The 14,992-nt window shown below is 59.8% G+C and carries 15 protein-coding genes and 2 pseudogenes; 12 read left to right on the top strand and 5 right to left on the bottom strand.

Annotation, left to right across the window (positions count from 1 at the left end):
* Nucleotides 1-151: 151 nt before the first annotated feature.
* Nucleotides 152-679, bottom strand: a complete 528-nt coding sequence (locus K0F88_RS08305; protein WP_094471989.1) for a DUF3087 domain-containing protein — start codon at nucleotides 677-679, stop codon at nucleotides 152-154.
* Nucleotides 680-904: 225 nt separating this feature from the next.
* Between K0F88_RS08305 and ppnN the strand changes: the two genes are divergently transcribed.
* Entirely contained in the window at nucleotides 905-2,278 is a 1,374-nt protein-coding gene (gene ppnN / locus K0F88_RS08310) for a nucleotide 5'-monophosphate nucleosidase PpnN (RefSeq protein ID WP_010455076.1), read from the top strand.
* 312 nt (nucleotides 2,279-2,590) lie between these two features.
* Here the strand turns inward: ppnN and K0F88_RS08315 are convergent, their stop codons facing one another.
* Nucleotides 2,591-2,836, bottom strand: coding sequence for a DUF2790 domain-containing protein (locus K0F88_RS08315; protein ID WP_219094803.1), 246 nt, complete (start codon nucleotides 2,834-2,836; stop codon nucleotides 2,591-2,593).
* 293 nt (nucleotides 2,837-3,129) lie between these two features.
* Here K0F88_RS08315 and K0F88_RS08320 point away from each other — a divergent pair, with 293 nt between their 5' ends.
* The 5 genes and pseudogenes from K0F88_RS08320 to K0F88_RS08340 all read left to right on the top strand — a co-directional run bounded on the left by K0F88_RS08320 (nucleotide 3,130) and on the right by K0F88_RS08340 (nucleotide 5,961).
* Nucleotides 3,130-3,870: a response regulator gene (locus tag K0F88_RS08320; RefSeq protein ID WP_219094804.1), complete on the top strand. Its 741-nt coding sequence runs from the start codon at nucleotides 3,130-3,132 to the stop codon at nucleotides 3,868-3,870.
* A gap of 35 nt (nucleotides 3,871-3,905) precedes the next feature.
* Nucleotides 3,906-4,064 (top strand): annotated as a pseudogene (locus K0F88_RS08325) (two-component sensor histidine kinase); the annotation flags it as partial.
* A 274-nt stretch (nucleotides 4,065-4,338) separates the two neighbouring features.
* On the top strand, nucleotides 4,339-4,719 hold the full coding sequence (locus K0F88_RS08330; protein ID WP_219094805.1) for a hypothetical protein: 381 nt from the start codon (nucleotides 4,339-4,341) through the stop codon (nucleotides 4,717-4,719).
* A gap of 174 nt (nucleotides 4,720-4,893) precedes the next feature.
* On the top strand, nucleotides 4,894-5,628 hold the full coding sequence (locus K0F88_RS08335) for an ABC transporter substrate-binding protein (protein WP_219094806.1): 735 nt from the start codon (nucleotides 4,894-4,896) through the stop codon (nucleotides 5,626-5,628).
* Between the two features lie 108 nt (nucleotides 5,629-5,736).
* Nucleotides 5,737-5,961 (top strand): hypothetical protein, encoded by a 225-nt coding sequence (locus tag K0F88_RS08340; RefSeq protein ID WP_094471984.1) that lies wholly within the window; start codon nucleotides 5,737-5,739, stop codon nucleotides 5,959-5,961.
* A 78-nt stretch (nucleotides 5,962-6,039) separates the two neighbouring features.
* Here the strand turns inward: K0F88_RS08340 and K0F88_RS08345 are convergent.
* Nucleotides 6,040-6,219: pseudogene (locus tag K0F88_RS08345) on the bottom strand (RNA polymerase subunit sigma-24); the annotation flags it as partial.
* Nucleotides 6,220-6,299: 80 nt separating this feature from the next.
* Here K0F88_RS08345 and K0F88_RS08350 point away from each other — a divergent pair.
* On the top strand, nucleotides 6,300-6,734 hold the full coding sequence (locus K0F88_RS08350; protein ID WP_219094807.1) for a YeeE/YedE family protein: 435 nt from the start codon (nucleotides 6,300-6,302) through the stop codon (nucleotides 6,732-6,734).
* Nucleotides 6,735-6,736: 2 nt separating this feature from the next.
* The gene (locus K0F88_RS08355; protein WP_219094808.1) at nucleotides 6,737-7,150 is read left to right on the top strand and encodes a DUF6691 family protein; all 414 of its coding nucleotides are present in this window, start codon (nucleotides 6,737-6,739) and stop codon (nucleotides 7,148-7,150) included.
* A 64-nt stretch (nucleotides 7,151-7,214) separates the two neighbouring features.
* On the opposite strand, the gene K0F88_RS08360 is transcribed toward K0F88_RS08355, so the two are convergent.
* Together K0F88_RS08360 and K0F88_RS08365 are read right to left on the bottom strand one after the other, a co-directional pair.
* Nucleotides 7,215-8,498, bottom strand: coding sequence for a Zn-dependent hydrolase (locus tag K0F88_RS08360; protein ID WP_219094809.1), 1,284 nt, complete (start codon nucleotides 8,496-8,498; stop codon nucleotides 7,215-7,217).
* Between the two features lie 166 nt (nucleotides 8,499-8,664).
* A complete protein-coding gene (locus K0F88_RS08365) occupies nucleotides 8,665-10,149 on the bottom strand; it encodes an NCS1 family nucleobase:cation symporter-1 (protein ID WP_219094810.1) in 1,485 nt (494 codons plus the stop codon).
* Between K0F88_RS08365 and K0F88_RS08370 the strand changes: the two genes are divergently transcribed.
* The 4 genes from K0F88_RS08370 to preA all read left to right on the top strand — a co-directional run bounded on the left by K0F88_RS08370 (nucleotide 10,148) and on the right by preA (nucleotide 14,940).
* Complete coding sequence (locus K0F88_RS08370; protein WP_141213525.1) at nucleotides 10,148-10,441, top strand: hypothetical protein; 294 nt, start codon at nucleotides 10,148-10,150, stop codon at nucleotides 10,439-10,441. The two genes, K0F88_RS08365 and K0F88_RS08370, sit on opposite strands and share 2 nt — an antisense overlap.
* Nucleotides 10,442-10,702: 261 nt before the next feature.
* On the top strand, nucleotides 10,703-12,142 hold the full coding sequence (gene hydA, locus K0F88_RS08375) for a dihydropyrimidinase (protein ID WP_219094811.1): 1,440 nt from the start codon (nucleotides 10,703-10,705) through the stop codon (nucleotides 12,140-12,142).
* Between the two features lie 155 nt (nucleotides 12,143-12,297).
* Entirely contained in the window at nucleotides 12,298-13,665 is a 1,368-nt protein-coding gene (locus K0F88_RS08380) for an NAD(P)-dependent oxidoreductase (protein ID WP_219094919.1), read from the top strand.
* A complete protein-coding gene (preA, locus tag K0F88_RS08385) occupies nucleotides 13,666-14,940 on the top strand; it encodes an NAD-dependent dihydropyrimidine dehydrogenase subunit PreA (protein WP_219094812.1) in 1,275 nt (424 codons plus the stop codon).
* Nucleotides 14,941-14,992: the final 52 nt, after the last annotated feature.

Here is a 14,992-nt window from a genome sequence, read left to right on the forward strand (position 1 = left end):
TTATGACATGGCGACTTTTCCCGTTCGCCCTTTCTAGCGCCATCCGGTCGTGTCTGACCCTCGGACCGCTATGCCCCACCAGAAACAAGATAGGCGATTTGCTCGCGTTGTGACGGGTTTGTGTTGGGGTGGCGAGGCCTCCCCACGGGATTTACTTCGGCATCTGCTTCACCGCTTCAAGCCAGGCGGGGTTCAATTGTGTCTGTTCGGTGTCGAGCCCCAGCGCTTCCATCCGCGCCTTGTGTTGCTCCACTTCCCGGCTCAATTGCCCATGGTCGCTGGAGTTGCCGTCCAGTTCGTGCATCTGGCTCAGGCCCAGATGGTAGAAACGCAGCAGTTTCATGGCCGTCGGATCACCTGCCTCCACCGCCGCCGTCACCTGATGCATCACATTGGTGATGCTCATCAGGCTGCGCTTGAGCTGCCAGCCGTACACCGCCGGCGCCATCCACGCCTGAGACCAGAACGTGCCGCGCATCAGTGCCGCCATCGCCAACACCGCGACAAACACGCCGCCGACGTTAAACCGCAGATTGTCGCCCCCGGGCTCGCCAAACAACGCCACCGCCGCGGTGGACAGCACCATCGCCAGCGCCAGGAATATCAGCGCAATAATGACCGTGCTGCGCCGCGTCTGCTTTCGAAAGAGTTCGGCGTTCATCGGCTGGATTTCGAACATCGTGACGGGGTTCCTTGCATCAGTGGAAAAAGGCTCGGTGAGCGAAAAGACTGCGGGGCATTATCGCCCCTGTGCAGGATTTAGCTATGCTGGGCGCCTCTTCAACTTTTCATCGTCACCCTGGAACATGGCGATACAGCGCAGTTCGTGCCATCTTCTTTCATGGATACACACTATTCGGATGCCATTTGCCTGTTTGAACGGCATCGTTTTAAGGATCATTGAATGACCCAACGACAAGTAATCAACGCCTCCGTCAGCCCTAAAGGCAGCCTGGAAACCCTTTCTCAACGTGAAGTACAGCAACTGAGCGAAGCCGGATCCGGCAGCACCTACACCTTATTCCGCCAGTGCGCCCTGGCCATCCTCAATACCGGCGCCCATGTTGATAACGCCAAGACCATTCTTGAAGCCTACAAAGATTTCGAAATCCGCATCCACCAGCAGGACCGCGGCGTCCGCCTGGAACTGCTGAATGCCCCGGCCGACGCCTTCGTCGACGGCGAAATGATCGCCAGCACCCGGGAAATGCTGTTCAGCGCCCTGCGTGACATCGTCTACACCGAAAACGAGCTCGACGCCCAGCGCATCGACCTGAGCACCTCCCAGGGCATCAGCGACTACGTCTTCCATCTGCTGCGCAACGCCCGCACCCTGCGCCCCGGTGTCGAACCGAAGATCGTGGTGTGCTGGGGTGGCCACTCGATCAACACCGAAGAATACAAATACACGAAGAAAGTCGGCCACGAATTGGGCCTGCGCAGCCTCGACATCTGCACGGGCTGCGGTCCCGGCGTGATGAAAGGCCCGATGAAAGGCGCGACCATCGCCCACGCCAAGCAACGCATCCACGGCGGCCGCTACCTGGGCCTGACCGAGCCCGGCATCATCGCCGCCGAAGCGCCGAACCCGATCGTCAACGAACTGGTGATCCTGCCGGACATCGAAAAACGCCTGGAAGCCTTCGTGCGCGTAGGCCACGGCATCATCATTTTCCCGGGCGGCGCCGGCACGGCCGAAGAGTTCCTGTACCTGCTCGGCATCCTCATGCACCCGGACAACGCGGGCCTGCCCTTCCCCGTGGTGCTCACCGGGCCGAAACATGCGGCGCCGTATCTGGAGCAACTGGACGCGTTTGTCGGCGCAACGCTGGGTGATGCCGCGAAACAACACTACGAAATCATCATCGACGACCCGGCCGAAGTCGCGCGCCAGATGACCCAAGGCCTCAAAGCGGTCAAACAGTTCCGCCGCGAGCGCAATGACGCGTTCCATTTCAACTGGCTGCTGAAAATCGACGAAGGCTTTCAGCGCCCGTTCGACCCGACCCACGAAAACATGGCCAACCTGAAACTCAGCCGCGACCTGCCACCCCACGAACTGGCGGCCAACCTGCGCCGCGCGTTCTCCGGCATCGTCGCCGGCAACGTCAAGGACAAGGGCATCCGCCTGATCGAAGAACACGGGCCTTACCAGATCCGTGGCGATGCAGCGGTCATGCATCCGCTTGATCAACTGCTCAAGGCCTTCGTTGCGCAGCATCGGATGAAACTGCCGGGTGGCGCGGCTTATGTTCCTTGTTATCAGGTGGTTGCGTGATGAACGGCGCCTGACAATCACCCAATAACCTGCGGGAGCGAGCCTGCTCGCGATGGCGGAGTGTCATCCAACATTAATGCTGAATGGCACACCGCCTTCGCGAGCAAGCCCGCTCCCACAAGGCTTGGTGTACATCCGCAATAAAATGGTCGGTTGTCAGACCGCCATCGCTGGCAGGCCGTTACCGCAGAAATGGGTATTTACACCTGAAAGAGATTGGTCGGCTACCAGGCCGCCATCGCGAGCAGGCTCGCGCCTACAGTGGGACGGGGTACATCGGGGGGAACCTGGTCGGCCCGAAGGCCGCCAAGGTCAACCGCCCTGATTACCGCACGCCGCAAACTTACTGTAATCAAGCACCTTCTGCGTACCGCTAGAATCCAGATACGTCATCCGCGCATTCACAATCCCGCAATTCGCCCCGCCATCTTCTACAGTTGAAATCACCTGCTTGATATCCAGGTGACTACTGTGGGCCTGAACATCCGCATGCGCCGAAAACGCCGCAACGTTCAAGACAGCAAAGAAGCCAGCAGCAACCAATTTGTTCCAGTTCATGATGATGTCCTCAACGTCGTAATGGGCAGTGGAGCGAGGCAAGTCGTCCTGTCTCGATGGAACCCATTTAAACGGCCGGAGGTATCTGCCATGTGTCATAAAACCGGGACTATTAAGGCGTAAGGTGTCACACCGGGCACCCGATACAGTTCGATACACCTGCCCCTGAAAAAGCCGTCTTGTATGCCCCTGTATCAAAGTCACCTCCAGATACAGTGAGATACAAAGGCCGGCAGGCAGGTGCGATGCGGCTCCCTAGAATGCGCGACTGCGAATAATAAGAGGGTTGAGCAATGGAACACGTGAACCACATCCTGATCGTCGATGACGATCGCGAGATCCGCGAACTGGTCGGCAATTACCTGAAAAAGAACGGCCTGCGCACCACGGTGGTCGCCGATGGCCGACAGATGCGCAGCTTTCTTGAAACCAACACCGTGGACCTGATCGTGCTCGACATCATGATGCCCGGTGATGACGGCCTGTTGCTGTGCCGTGAATTGCGCTCAGGCAAACACAAGGCCACGCCGATACTGATGCTCACCGCCCGCAACGACGAAACCGACCGCATCCTCGGCCTGGAAATGGGCGCCGACGATTACCTGACCAAACCGTTCGCCGCCCGCGAACTGCTGGCGCGAATCAACGCCGTACTGCGCCGTACCCGGATGCTGCCCCCCAACCTGCTGATTACCGAAAGCGGCCGGTTGCTGGGGTTTGGCCGCTGGCGCCTGGACACCACCGCCCGCCACTTGCTGGACGAGGACGGCACGATGGTTGCGCTCAGTGGCGCCGAATACCGCTTGCTCCGGGTTTTCCTCGATCACCCGCAACGCGTGCTTAGTCGCGACCAGTTGCTCAACCTCACCCAGGGCCGCGATGCCGACCTGTTCGACCGTTCCATCGACTTGTTGGTGAGCCGTCTGCGCCAACGACTGATGGATGACTCCCGGGAGTCGACCTACATCAAAACGGTGCGCAGCGAAGGCTACGTGTTCTCCTACCCCGTGGAATTGCTCGGCGCAGAATCATGAAACGTTACCTGCTGGGCGAAGGCTTGCCGGGCTCCCTGGATCCGAACACCCACGCGGTGCACCTGGACGAAAAAGGCCCGACCAAAGTCGCCCATGCCGCCAAGGCGTTCAATGCCATGCCGGCACGCATTGCCGCTTATCTGAAAGAGCGCATGCAACTGCTGGCGGCGATTTTCCATGACCTGCAAACGCCGACGGCAGTCATTCAGTAAAAGTGCTGGATCGCGGGCAGATAGACCGTGCGTTCAGGTTTTACGACTGCTGCGCAGCCGAACGGGACCGAGGCCGCGCTATGCGCAAAGTCGCAACGGTTTTGTATCCGTCTGTATATGAACCCCGAACGGATACGTAGTAGCCGATTTCAGCACGTTCAAGCACACATCACCGATACACCCCGGCGTTTAACTGTGTTCACCGGATAGCCGCAGCTACCGACCCACACACATTCAAGCGCACGGAGAATCACCCATGTTCAACTTCTCGAAAGTCTCGTCCCTGGCACTCGGTCTGGCACTGGTTGGCGGCCTCGGCCTGTCGAACCTGGCGTCGGCCAATACCGTCAGCACTGCGCCCCACAGCCAGATCCAGCAACTGTTGGTGGAAGGTGGCTCGGACCGGTTGCAACAGAATCGCGTCGCTGAATATGGCTCTGAAAACCTGCAAAACAATCGTGTGGCTGAAGGTGGTTCCGATCGCCTGATCGAGAACCGCGTCGCCGAAGGCGGTGCTGATCGCCTGCAAGAGCTTCGTGAGCGTGTCGCGTCGATCAGCCCGAAGAATGCCGTACAAGGGGGTGTTGTCGTCGCGGAGAATCGCCCTGAGTTCGGTTCCAAGTATCAGCGCTACTGATCAAGCTCTACGAACCGGCAGAGATCAACTGTGGGAGCGAGCCTGCTCCCACAGTTGTTTAGTGTTCACAACACCCATAAATCCTCAAGTTTGACGAAATAGTCCGACAAAATTTTCGGGACAGTTGAATGAGCCCGTACTAAGATTTGCACCTCATTCGATCAAGGACGATTCATGAAGCGCATTGCCGGTTGCCTGCTGTCTTTCCTGACATTCACTGCGGTGGCGGCCGATTTGAACCTGCTCACCGACAACCATCCGCCCCTGCATTTCCAGCAAGGCAACACACTGGTGGGCTTTGGTGTCGATGTGGTGCAGGCGCTGGCCGAAAGCGCCGGCGATAAGGTGCATTTTCAACAAGTCCCTTTGCTGCGCGCCTTGCGTGTTGCCACCACCGAGCCTGCCACTGGCGTGTTTACCGTGTTGCGCACCGCCGAGCGCGATGGCCAATATCAGTGGGTCGGCCCATTGATGGAAGTGGAAACGGCACTTTATTCCGCCAGTGGCACCCAACAACCGGTGCACAATTTGCAGGACGCCGGTAGCTTGGGGCGCATCGTCGTCCCGCGAAAATGGCTGGTCTACAGCTATTTGCAGAAGCAGGGTTTGAACAACTTATACGGCGTGGAAACGCCCGAACAAATGATGCGCCTGGCGCGCCTGGGCCGTACCGAATTCGTGGTGGCGGACACCCTCTCCATCACCACCCTGGCGCGGGAAGAAGGCCTGGCGCCCAGTCAGTTGCATTATCAAATGCCACTGATGAAGCAAGGCACCTACATTGCGTTCTCCCCGCTCACCGATGCTCGTCAGGTGGCGCGCTGGCAACAGGCGCTGGATGAGATGAGACGCGACGGACGGCTCGAACAACTCAAGCAGCGTTGGCTCAGCGACACCACACCCCGCTGACAGTGGATCAACGCGCTCGATATCAACTATGCGCAAGGGTGTTTTCTCATCGCGACGCTCCAGCACTACAGTGGCCACATCTTCTCCCCACACTACTGGAGCAACATCATGAAAAGCATCATTGGTCTTGGTTTCGCCCTGTCGGTTCTTGGCGCTACGTCCGCCATCGCCGCCCCACATGCCACCTCGCAAGTCGTTGCGGCAGCCAAAGTCAGCCAACCGGCAACACTGAACGTGAACACGGTCGGCGTTGACCACAAAGACATCCAGGCCAGCAAACTCTACGTCGCTGAAAACCGCCCTGAGTTTGGTTCGAAGTATCAGCGTTATTGATCAACGGCTTTGGGCCGCTTGACACAGGAAACCCCGGGTAGATCCGATCTGCCCGGGGTTTCTTCGTATCAGGTTCAACTACTGCAACAGCAATGACGCTTCCAGCCCCGCCAACTTGTCCGGATTACGCATGATGAAAATCCGGCTCACCTGCCCCGCCTGATCAAAATCAAAGGTCAACGACGCGCTGATGATACCGTCCGCCCTGACGATCACCCCTTGGGCACCATTGATTTCCGTGGGCAACCGTTGGGTCGTAAGGTTTTCTCGCAGGTGCTGCTCTAAGCTCAAGCAGGCGCGTGCTTGCAGGCTGTTAGTTACCGGCCAGGAGAATGGCGATGATGCTCGATACGATTAACTTCACCCCGTGGTCCGCGTTGGCTGGTGGCGCGCTGATCGGCTTGGCGGCCAGCGTGATGATCGTGGCTAATGGACGGGTTGCCGGGATCAGCGGATTGCTGGGCAGCCTGATGTCACCGGGCGATTCCGGTCGAGGTGAAAAAGCCTTGTTCATCCTCGGGCTACTGGTCGCCCCCCTGCTGTGGGCGTTGTTTCAGGCGTGGCCGAGCATTGAATTCAAGACGGGCGCCGTGGGGCTGATCATCGCTGGATTGTGTGTCGGGATCGGTACCCGATATGGCTCGGGATGCACCAGCGGCCACGGGGTGTGCGGCGTCTCGCGACTGTCGCCCCGCTCCATCGTCGCGACGTTGAGCTTCATGTTCACAGGCTTTGTGACCGTGTTTGTGATGCGTCATCTGTTGGGGTTTTGAGCATGAAAAAGCTGAGCGCTTTCCTCGCCGGCCTGGTGTTCGGCATCGGCCTGCTGTTGGCCGGCATGGCCAACCCGGCCAAGGTGCTGGGGTTTCTCGATATCACCGGTCGATGGGATCCCTCCCTGGCACTGGTGATGATCGCTGCCATTGCGGTGGCCTGGGCGCCGTTTCATTGGGCGATGAAACGCCCCACCTCTTTGCTGGGCGCTCCGATGCAATTGCCGGTCAGTCGTGAACTCGATCGACGCTTGATCGCTGGCAGCCTGTTGTTCGGGGTCGGTTGGGGCATTGCGGGCGTCTGTCCCGGCCCCGCGCTGGTGTTATTACCAACGGGGCATTGGCAGGCCTGGGTGTTTGTCATCGCGATGCTTGCGGGGATGCTGATCTTCAAAGCAATGCAGGCGCGCCACTGACTCACCGTAGATCGTAGGCTCCAGCGGCGCAGGCGCTGCCAAAGTCTACGATCGTGTGCGCCCTTCAGGCCGCCAGCTGGCCGCTGGCAATCGCCGCCGACGCTGCCAGCATCGCCCGCAACAACACCGCACACCCTGCCGCCAGATCGTCCGGCGCGGCATTTTCGATTTCGTTGTGGCTGATGCCGCCTTCGCATGGCACGAAAATCATCCCGGCCGGGCCGAGTTCGGCGAGGAAGATCGCGTCGTGCCCGGCTCCGCTGACGATGTCCATGTGCGACAGCCCCAAGCCTTGGGCAGCCCCGCGTACCGCTTCGACGCAGCCCTTATCGAAATACAGCGGCGGGAAGTCGGCGGTGGGTGTCAGTTCGAAGGTCAGGCCGTGTTCCTCGCAGGTGGTTTCTATGACTGCGCGCACTTCAGCGATCATCGAGTCCAGGCGTGCCGGCTCCAGATGACGGAAATCCAGGGTCATGCGTACTTCGCCGGGAATGACGTTGCGTGAGCCGGGATAGGCTTGCAGGCAACCGACGGTGCCGCAGGCGTGAGGTTGATGGCCGAGGGCGGCGCGGTTCACGGCGCCGACGATCACCGCGGCGCCGACCAGGGCATCCTTGCGCAGGTGCATCGGCGTCGGGCCGGCGTGGGCTTCGACGCCGCGCAGTTTCAGGTCGAACCATTTCTGGCCGAGGGCACCCATGACGATGCCGATGGTTTTGTGTTCGTCTTCGAGGATCGGGCCTTGCTCGATGTGCGCCTCGAAATAGGCACCGACGGCGTGGCCGCTGACCGTGCGTGAGCCGGCGTAGCCGATGGCGTTGAGGGCTTCGCCAACGGTGACGCCATCGGCATCGACTTTGGCCAGGGTTTCTTCGAGGGTGAATTTTTCCGCGAACACACCGGAGCCCATCATGCACGGGGCGAAGCGCGAACCTTCTTCGTTGGTCCAGACCACCACTTCCAGCGGCGCTTCGGTTTCCACGCTGAGATCGTTGAGGGTGCGCAGCACCTCGACGCCGGCCAATACACCAAAGCAGCCATCGAACTTGCCGCCGGTGGGTTGGGTGTCGATGTGGCTGCCGGTCATCACAGGGGGCAGGTTCGGGTTGCGGCCGGGGCGGCGGGCGAAGATGTTGCCGACGGCGTCGACGCTGACGGTGCAACCGGCGTCTTCACACCAGTTGACGAAAATGTCCCGGGCCTGGCGGTCGAGGTCAGTCAGGGCCAGGCGACAGACGCCACCCTTGACCGTGGCGCCGAGTTTGGCCAGGTCCATGAGCGACTGCCACAAGCGGTCGCGGTTGATGTGCTGATGGGTGGACTGCAGAACGTCTACAGCAGCGTTCATGGTGATCTCCTCAGGCAGTTGTTATAGGTTTTTTCAGGTATTTCATCGGTGAATTCGAGGCCGTCATCGCGGGCAAGCCCGCTCCCACAGTGAATCGGGTGTACACAGCATTTGTGTACGACCTCAATCCCTGTGGGAGCGGGCTTGCCCGCGAAGAGGCCAGTGCTCACACCGCCGATTTCACGACAGTCGGGCTAGGCCGCATCGAGCACAACCCGTAATAAATCAGCCCCCCCAGCGCCGAGCCGGTAAACCAGCCATAACTGTAAAACCAGCTGAACGCATCGCTGCCAAGAGACAGCAGCGTCAACGCCACCGGCACGCCAAACGCGATAAACCCGAACCAGTTCCACGCCGGGTACACGTCATCGCGATACAACCCGGCCAGGTCCAGTTGCTGTTTCTTGATCAGGAAATAGTCCACCACCATGATCCCGGCGATCGGCCCCAACAGGCTCGAATACCCCAGCAGCCAATTGGAGTAAACCGTCTCCAGGCTCAGATCCGAAACGATCAATCCAAGCTTCTTCAACAGCTCATGGGCCATCAGCGCCAGACCAACAAGACCAGTGAGGATCACCGCTTTCGTGCGGTTGATAAGCTTTGGCGCGACGTTCTGGAAATCGTTGGTCGGCGAGACGATGTTGGCTGCAGTGTTGGTCGACAGCGTGGCGATGATAATCACCGCCATGGCCAATGCGACCCAGACCGGGCTCTGGATATGGCCGATCAGGGTGACCGGATCGGAGACGGTGACGCCCACCAGTTTGACCGAAGCGGCGGTCATTACCACGCCCAGCGAGGCGAACAGGAACATGGTCAGGGGCAAGCCAATAATCTGCCCGACGATCTGGTCCTTCTGGCTTTTCGCATAACGGCTGAAGTCCGGAATGTTCAGGGATAAGGTGGCCCAGAACCCAACCATCGCGGTCAGGCCGGCGGCAAAGTAACTGACCACGCTCGCACCTTCCGGGCGCTTGGGCGGGATCGCCATCAGTTCGGTCATCGACACGTTCGGCATGGCCCACACCAGCAGGCCTACGCCCACCAGTACCAACAACGGTGCGGAGAGGGTTTCCAGCCATTTGATCGAGTCCGCACCGCGAATCACCACCCACAGGTTCAAGACCCAGAACATCATGAAGCCGATCACTTCACCGGTCCCGCCGAGGGCTTTCCAGCCGTCGAACACCGAGCCGAGAAACAGGTGAATGGCCAGTCCGCCAAACATCGTCTGTATGCCGAACCAGCCGCACGCCACCAGCGCCCGAATCAGGCAAGGAACGTTGGAACCGAGGATGCCGAAGGACGAACGCAGCAGCACCGGAAACGGGATGCCGTACTTGGTACCGGGGAAGGCGTTCAGGGTCAGCGGGATCAATACGATGATGTTGGCGAACAGAATCGCCAGCAGCGCTTCGCCGACGCTCAGACCAAAATAGGCAGTGAGCACGCCGCCGAGGGTGTAGGTCGGCACGCAGATCGCCATGCCAACCCACAGGGCGGTGATGTGCCATTTGTTCCAGGTTCGTTCACGCACCTTGGTCGGTGCCATGTCGTGGTTGTAACGGGGACTGTCGAGGACGTCGCTGCCGGCTTCGAGCTCAAACAAGCCGTCGCGCTCGGTCACTTGCGATCTGATCTGTTGCATGGCCGCTCCACTGTTCTTTGAATTATTTTTTGCTCATCAGGGGCTGGTGGCATCAATAAGCGTGCCGGCCACCCCGTTTGCGCATCGGGCAGTTCCACAAAAACTTCGCAACCAACTGATGTTTATCAGTTTTTATATACAGTCCAAATGGTCCCTCGGTTACTTGCCTGTCCACTCAGGCCGAATGCCGGGCAAGTTGTCCGAACCGTCAGGACTCAATCTGGTGCATGGGTCTTTTTTTCAAAGTTGCGCATCAACCATAGACCATCCTCAAGCAGCTGATTTCACATAAGAAATCTCGTTCATTTTGGGAACCTGTCAAGTGCGTCAAAATGGTTCGGGGCCACACCATTTTGGTGAATTAACAATTTATTTGTTATTAATCAATACGTTAAAACAGACATAAGCTTATAAAAAATATTCTTGCTCATTCCATTAACTCAGACTAGCTTCTATTCCTGACAGCGCTGACAGGAATACTCCTGTTTGCGCCCGCTTCATATAAAACATCTAGAATCGACATAAGTCGGTCATTGCCTGCGAGGAACTCGGAATGTCTCTGTTGATCCGTGGCGCCACCGTTATTACCCATGATGAAAGTTATCGCGCCGACGTCTATTGCGCCGACGGCGTGATTAAAGCCATCGGCGACAATCTTGATGTTCCGGCCGGCGCCGAAGTGCTCGACGGCAGCGGCCAATACCTGATGCCCGGCGGCATCGACCCGCACACGCACATGCAACTGCCCTTCATGGGCACCGTGGCCAGTGAAGACTTCTTCAGTGGCACTGCGGCAGGTCTTGCCGGTGGCACCACGTCGATCATCGACTTCGTGATTCCCAATCCGCAGCAATCCTTGATGGAAGCCTTTCATCAGTGGCGCGGCTGGGCCGAAAAGTCGGCATCGGATTACGGTTTCCACGTCGCCATTACTTGGTGGAGCGAACAGGTTCGCGAGGAAATGGCGGAGCTGGTCAGCCAGCACGGGGTCAACAGCTTCAAGCATTTCATGGCATACAAGAACGCGATCATGGCGGCCGATGACACCCTGGTCGCGAGTTTCGAGCGCTGCCTGGAACTCGGCGCGGTGCCGACCGTGCACGCGGAAAACGGTGAGTTGGTGTATCACTTGCAACGCAAGTTGATGGCCCAGGGCATGACCGGCCCCGAAGCGCATCCACTGTCGCGCCCTTCTCAAGTAGAAGGCGAAGCCGCGAGCCGGGCGATCCGCATTGCCGAAACCCTGGGTACGCCGCTGTACCTGGTGCATGTCTCGACCAAGGAAGCGCTGGACGAAATAACCTACGCCCGCAGCAAGGGCCAGCAAGTCTACGGCGAAGTGTTGGCCGGGCATCTGCTGCTGGATGACAGCGTCTACCAACACCCGGACTGGCAGACCGCCGCCGGTTACGTGATGAGCCCGCCGTTCCGTCCTCGCGGCCATCAAGAAGCGCTTTGGCACGGGTTGCAATCAGGCAACCTGCACACCACTGCCACCGACCATTGCTGCTTCTGCGCCGAACAGAAAGCCGCCGGCCGGGATGACTTCAGCAAGATCCCCAATGGCACCGCCGGTATCGAAGACCGCATGGCCGTGCTCTGGGATGAAGGGGTCAACACTGGCCGTTTGTCGATGCAGCATTTCGTGGCGCTGACCTCCACCAACACCGCAAAGATTTTCAACCTCTACCCGCGCAAAGGCGCGATTCGCGTGGGTGCGGATGCAGACCTGGTGCTGTGGGATCCGGAGGGGACGCGGACCATTTCGGCGAAGACTCATCATCAGCAGGTCGACTTCAACATCTTCGAAGGCAAGACCGTGCGCGGTGTGCCGAGCCATACCGTGAGCCAGGGCCGGGTAGTGTGGGCCGATGGTGATCTGCGCGCTGAGCGTGGTGCCGGGCGGTATGTCGAACGGCCGGCTTATCCGGCGGTGTTTGATTTGCTGAGCAAGCGGGCGGAGTTGAACAGGCCGACTGCCGTCAAGCGCTGAGAGCGGCCTTCGGCCTATCGCCAGCGAGCCGGCTCCTACAGGGAGAATGCATTTCAACTGTAGGAGCCGGCTTGCTGGCGATGGCGTCGGCCCAGACAACACGAATACCAATGCCCACCAGAGGCATCACCTCAAATAACCGTGAGGCCAACACCGTGATCAAGTCCCTGAACCACCTCCCGCATCCCTACGAGAATGCGGCCGCCCTCGCCGGTCATTTCACCGACCTGGCACCGCCACTCAACGACCGTCAGGCGCACCTGGAAGCCTCGCGCTGCCTGTATTGCTACGACGCGCCGTGCGTGAATGCCTGCCCGAGCGAGATCGATATCCCGTCGTTCATCCGCAACATCCATCAGGAAAACGTCCAGGGCGCCGCGCAGAAAATCCTCTCGGCCAACATCCTCGGCGGCAGCTGCGCCCGGGTGTGCCCGACGGAAATCCTCTGCCAGCAAGCCTGTGTGCGCAACAACGATCACGAGTGCGCACCGGTGTTGATCGGCCTGTTGCAACGTTACGCCGTCGACAATGCGCACTTCAGCGAACACCCCTTCCACCGCGCCGCTGCCACCGGCAAACGCATCGCCGTGGTCGGTGCCGGACCCGCCGGGTTGTCCTGCGCTCACCGCAGTGCGATGCACGGCCACGACGTGGTGATTTTCGAGGCCCGGGAAAAGGCTGGCGGCCTCAACGAATACGGGATCGCCAAGTACAAACTGGTGGATGACTATGCGCAGAAGGAGCTTGAGTTCCTGCTGCAGATTGGCGGCATCGAAATCCGTCACGGCCAGAAACTCGGCGAGAACCTGACCCTCAGCGAATTGCATCAGCAATTCGACGCGGTGTTTCTCGGCCTCGGCCTGGCCGCCAGCAAGCAACTCGGCTTGCCTCACGAAGACGCACCCGGCCTGCTCGCTGCCACCGACTACATCCGCGAACTGCGTCAGGCCGATGACCTCAGCCAACTGCCGCTGGCGGATCATTGCATCGTCCTTGGCGCCGGCAATACGGCCATCGACATGGCCGTGCAAATGGCCCGCCTCGGCGCCCACGACGTGAATTTGGTGTACCGCCGCGGCGTCGAGGAAATGGGCGCCACCGACCACGAACAGGACATCGCCAAGGCCAATCAAGTGCGCTTGCTGACGTGGGCACAACCTGAAGAAGTGCTGCTCGATGACCAAGGCAACGTGCGCGGCATGCGCTTCGCCCGCACGCACCTGGTGGACGGTCGTCTGCAAACCACCGGCGAAACCTTCGAGCTGGCCGCCAACGCGATTTTCAAAGCCATCGGCCAGGCCTTCGATGCCAGCGCCCTCGCCGACCCGATGGCACGCGAACTCCAGCGCCAGGGCGACCGCATCCAGGTCGATGAACAGCTGCGCACCAGCATCCCCGGCGTGTATGCCGGCGGCGACTGCACCAGCCTCGATCAGGACCTCACCGTGCAAGCCGTGCAGCATGGCAAACGGGCAGCCGAGGCCATCAACGTTCAACTGATGCTCAACGTGGAGGCTGCGTAAATGGCCGATCTCTCGATTGTCTTCGCCGGCATCAAATCCCCCAATCCCTTCTGGCTGGCCTCCGCGCCGCCGACCGACAAGGCCTACAACGTGGTTCGCGCCTTCGAGGCTGGCTGGGGCGGCGTGGTCTGGAAAACCCTGGGTGAAGACCCGGCGGCGGTCAACGTGTCCTCGCGATACTCCGCGCTCTTCGGTGCCAACCGTGAAGTGGTGGGCTTCAACAATATCGAGCTGATCACCGATCGCTCGCTGGAGATCAACCTGCGGGAAATCACCCAAGTCAAAAAGGACTGGCCGGACCGCGCACTGATCGTGTCGTTGATGGTGCCCTGCGTCGAAGAATCGTGGAAATTCATACTGCCGCTGGTGGAAGCCACGGGCGCCGACGGCATCGAGCTGAACTTCGGTTGCCCCCACGGCATGCCGGAACGGGGCATGGGCGCGGCGGTCGGCCAGGTGCCGGAATACGTCGAGCAGGTCACCCGCTGGTGCAAGACGTATTGCTCGCTGCCGGTGATCGTCAAGCTCACGCCGAACATCACCGACATCCGCGTCGCCGCCCGTGCAGCCCATCGCGGCGGGGCCGATGCGGTGTCGCTGATCAACACCATCAACTCGATCACCAGCGTCAATCTGGAGCGCATGGTCGCCAATCCTACCGTCGGCAGCCAAAGCACCCACGGCGGTTATTGCGGTTCGGCGGTGAAGCCGATTGCACTGAACATGGTCGCTGAAATCGCCCGCGATCCGCAGACCCAGGGCCTGCCGATCTCCGGCATTGGCGGCATTGGCAGCTGGCGTGATGCAGCAGAATTCATCGCCCTGGGCAGCGGCTCGGTGCAGGTGTGCACCGCGGCGATGCTGCATGGCTTCCGCATTGTCGAGGAGATGAAGGACGGTCTGTCACGCTGGATGGACAGTCAGGGTTACGCCAGCATCCCGGAATTTTCCGGTCGCGCGGTGGGCAATACCACGGACTGGAAGTACCTGGACATCAACTATCAGGTGATCGCGAAGATTGATCAGGATGCGTGCATTGGCTGCGGACGCTGCCACATTGCTTGCGAAGATACCTCGCACCAGGCGGTGGCCAGTTTGAAGCAGGCAGACGGAACGCATAAGTATGAAGTGATTGATGATGAGTGCGTGGGCTGCAACCTGTGCCAGATCACCTGCCCGGTGGAGGATTGCATCGAGATGGTGCCGATGGAGAACGGCAAGCCGTTTCTGGACTGGAATCATGATCCGAGGAATCCGTACCATGTAGCCGTTTGAGTTCTGCGGCGTCTGACAGGACGCCATCGCGGGCAAGCCCGCTCCCACAGGA

Origin of the sequence: Pseudomonas sp. UMAB-40, assembly GCF_900095275.1 — a bacterium.
Lineage (GTDB): Bacteria > Pseudomonadota > Gammaproteobacteria > Pseudomonadales > Pseudomonadaceae > Aquipseudomonas > Aquipseudomonas mandelii_B.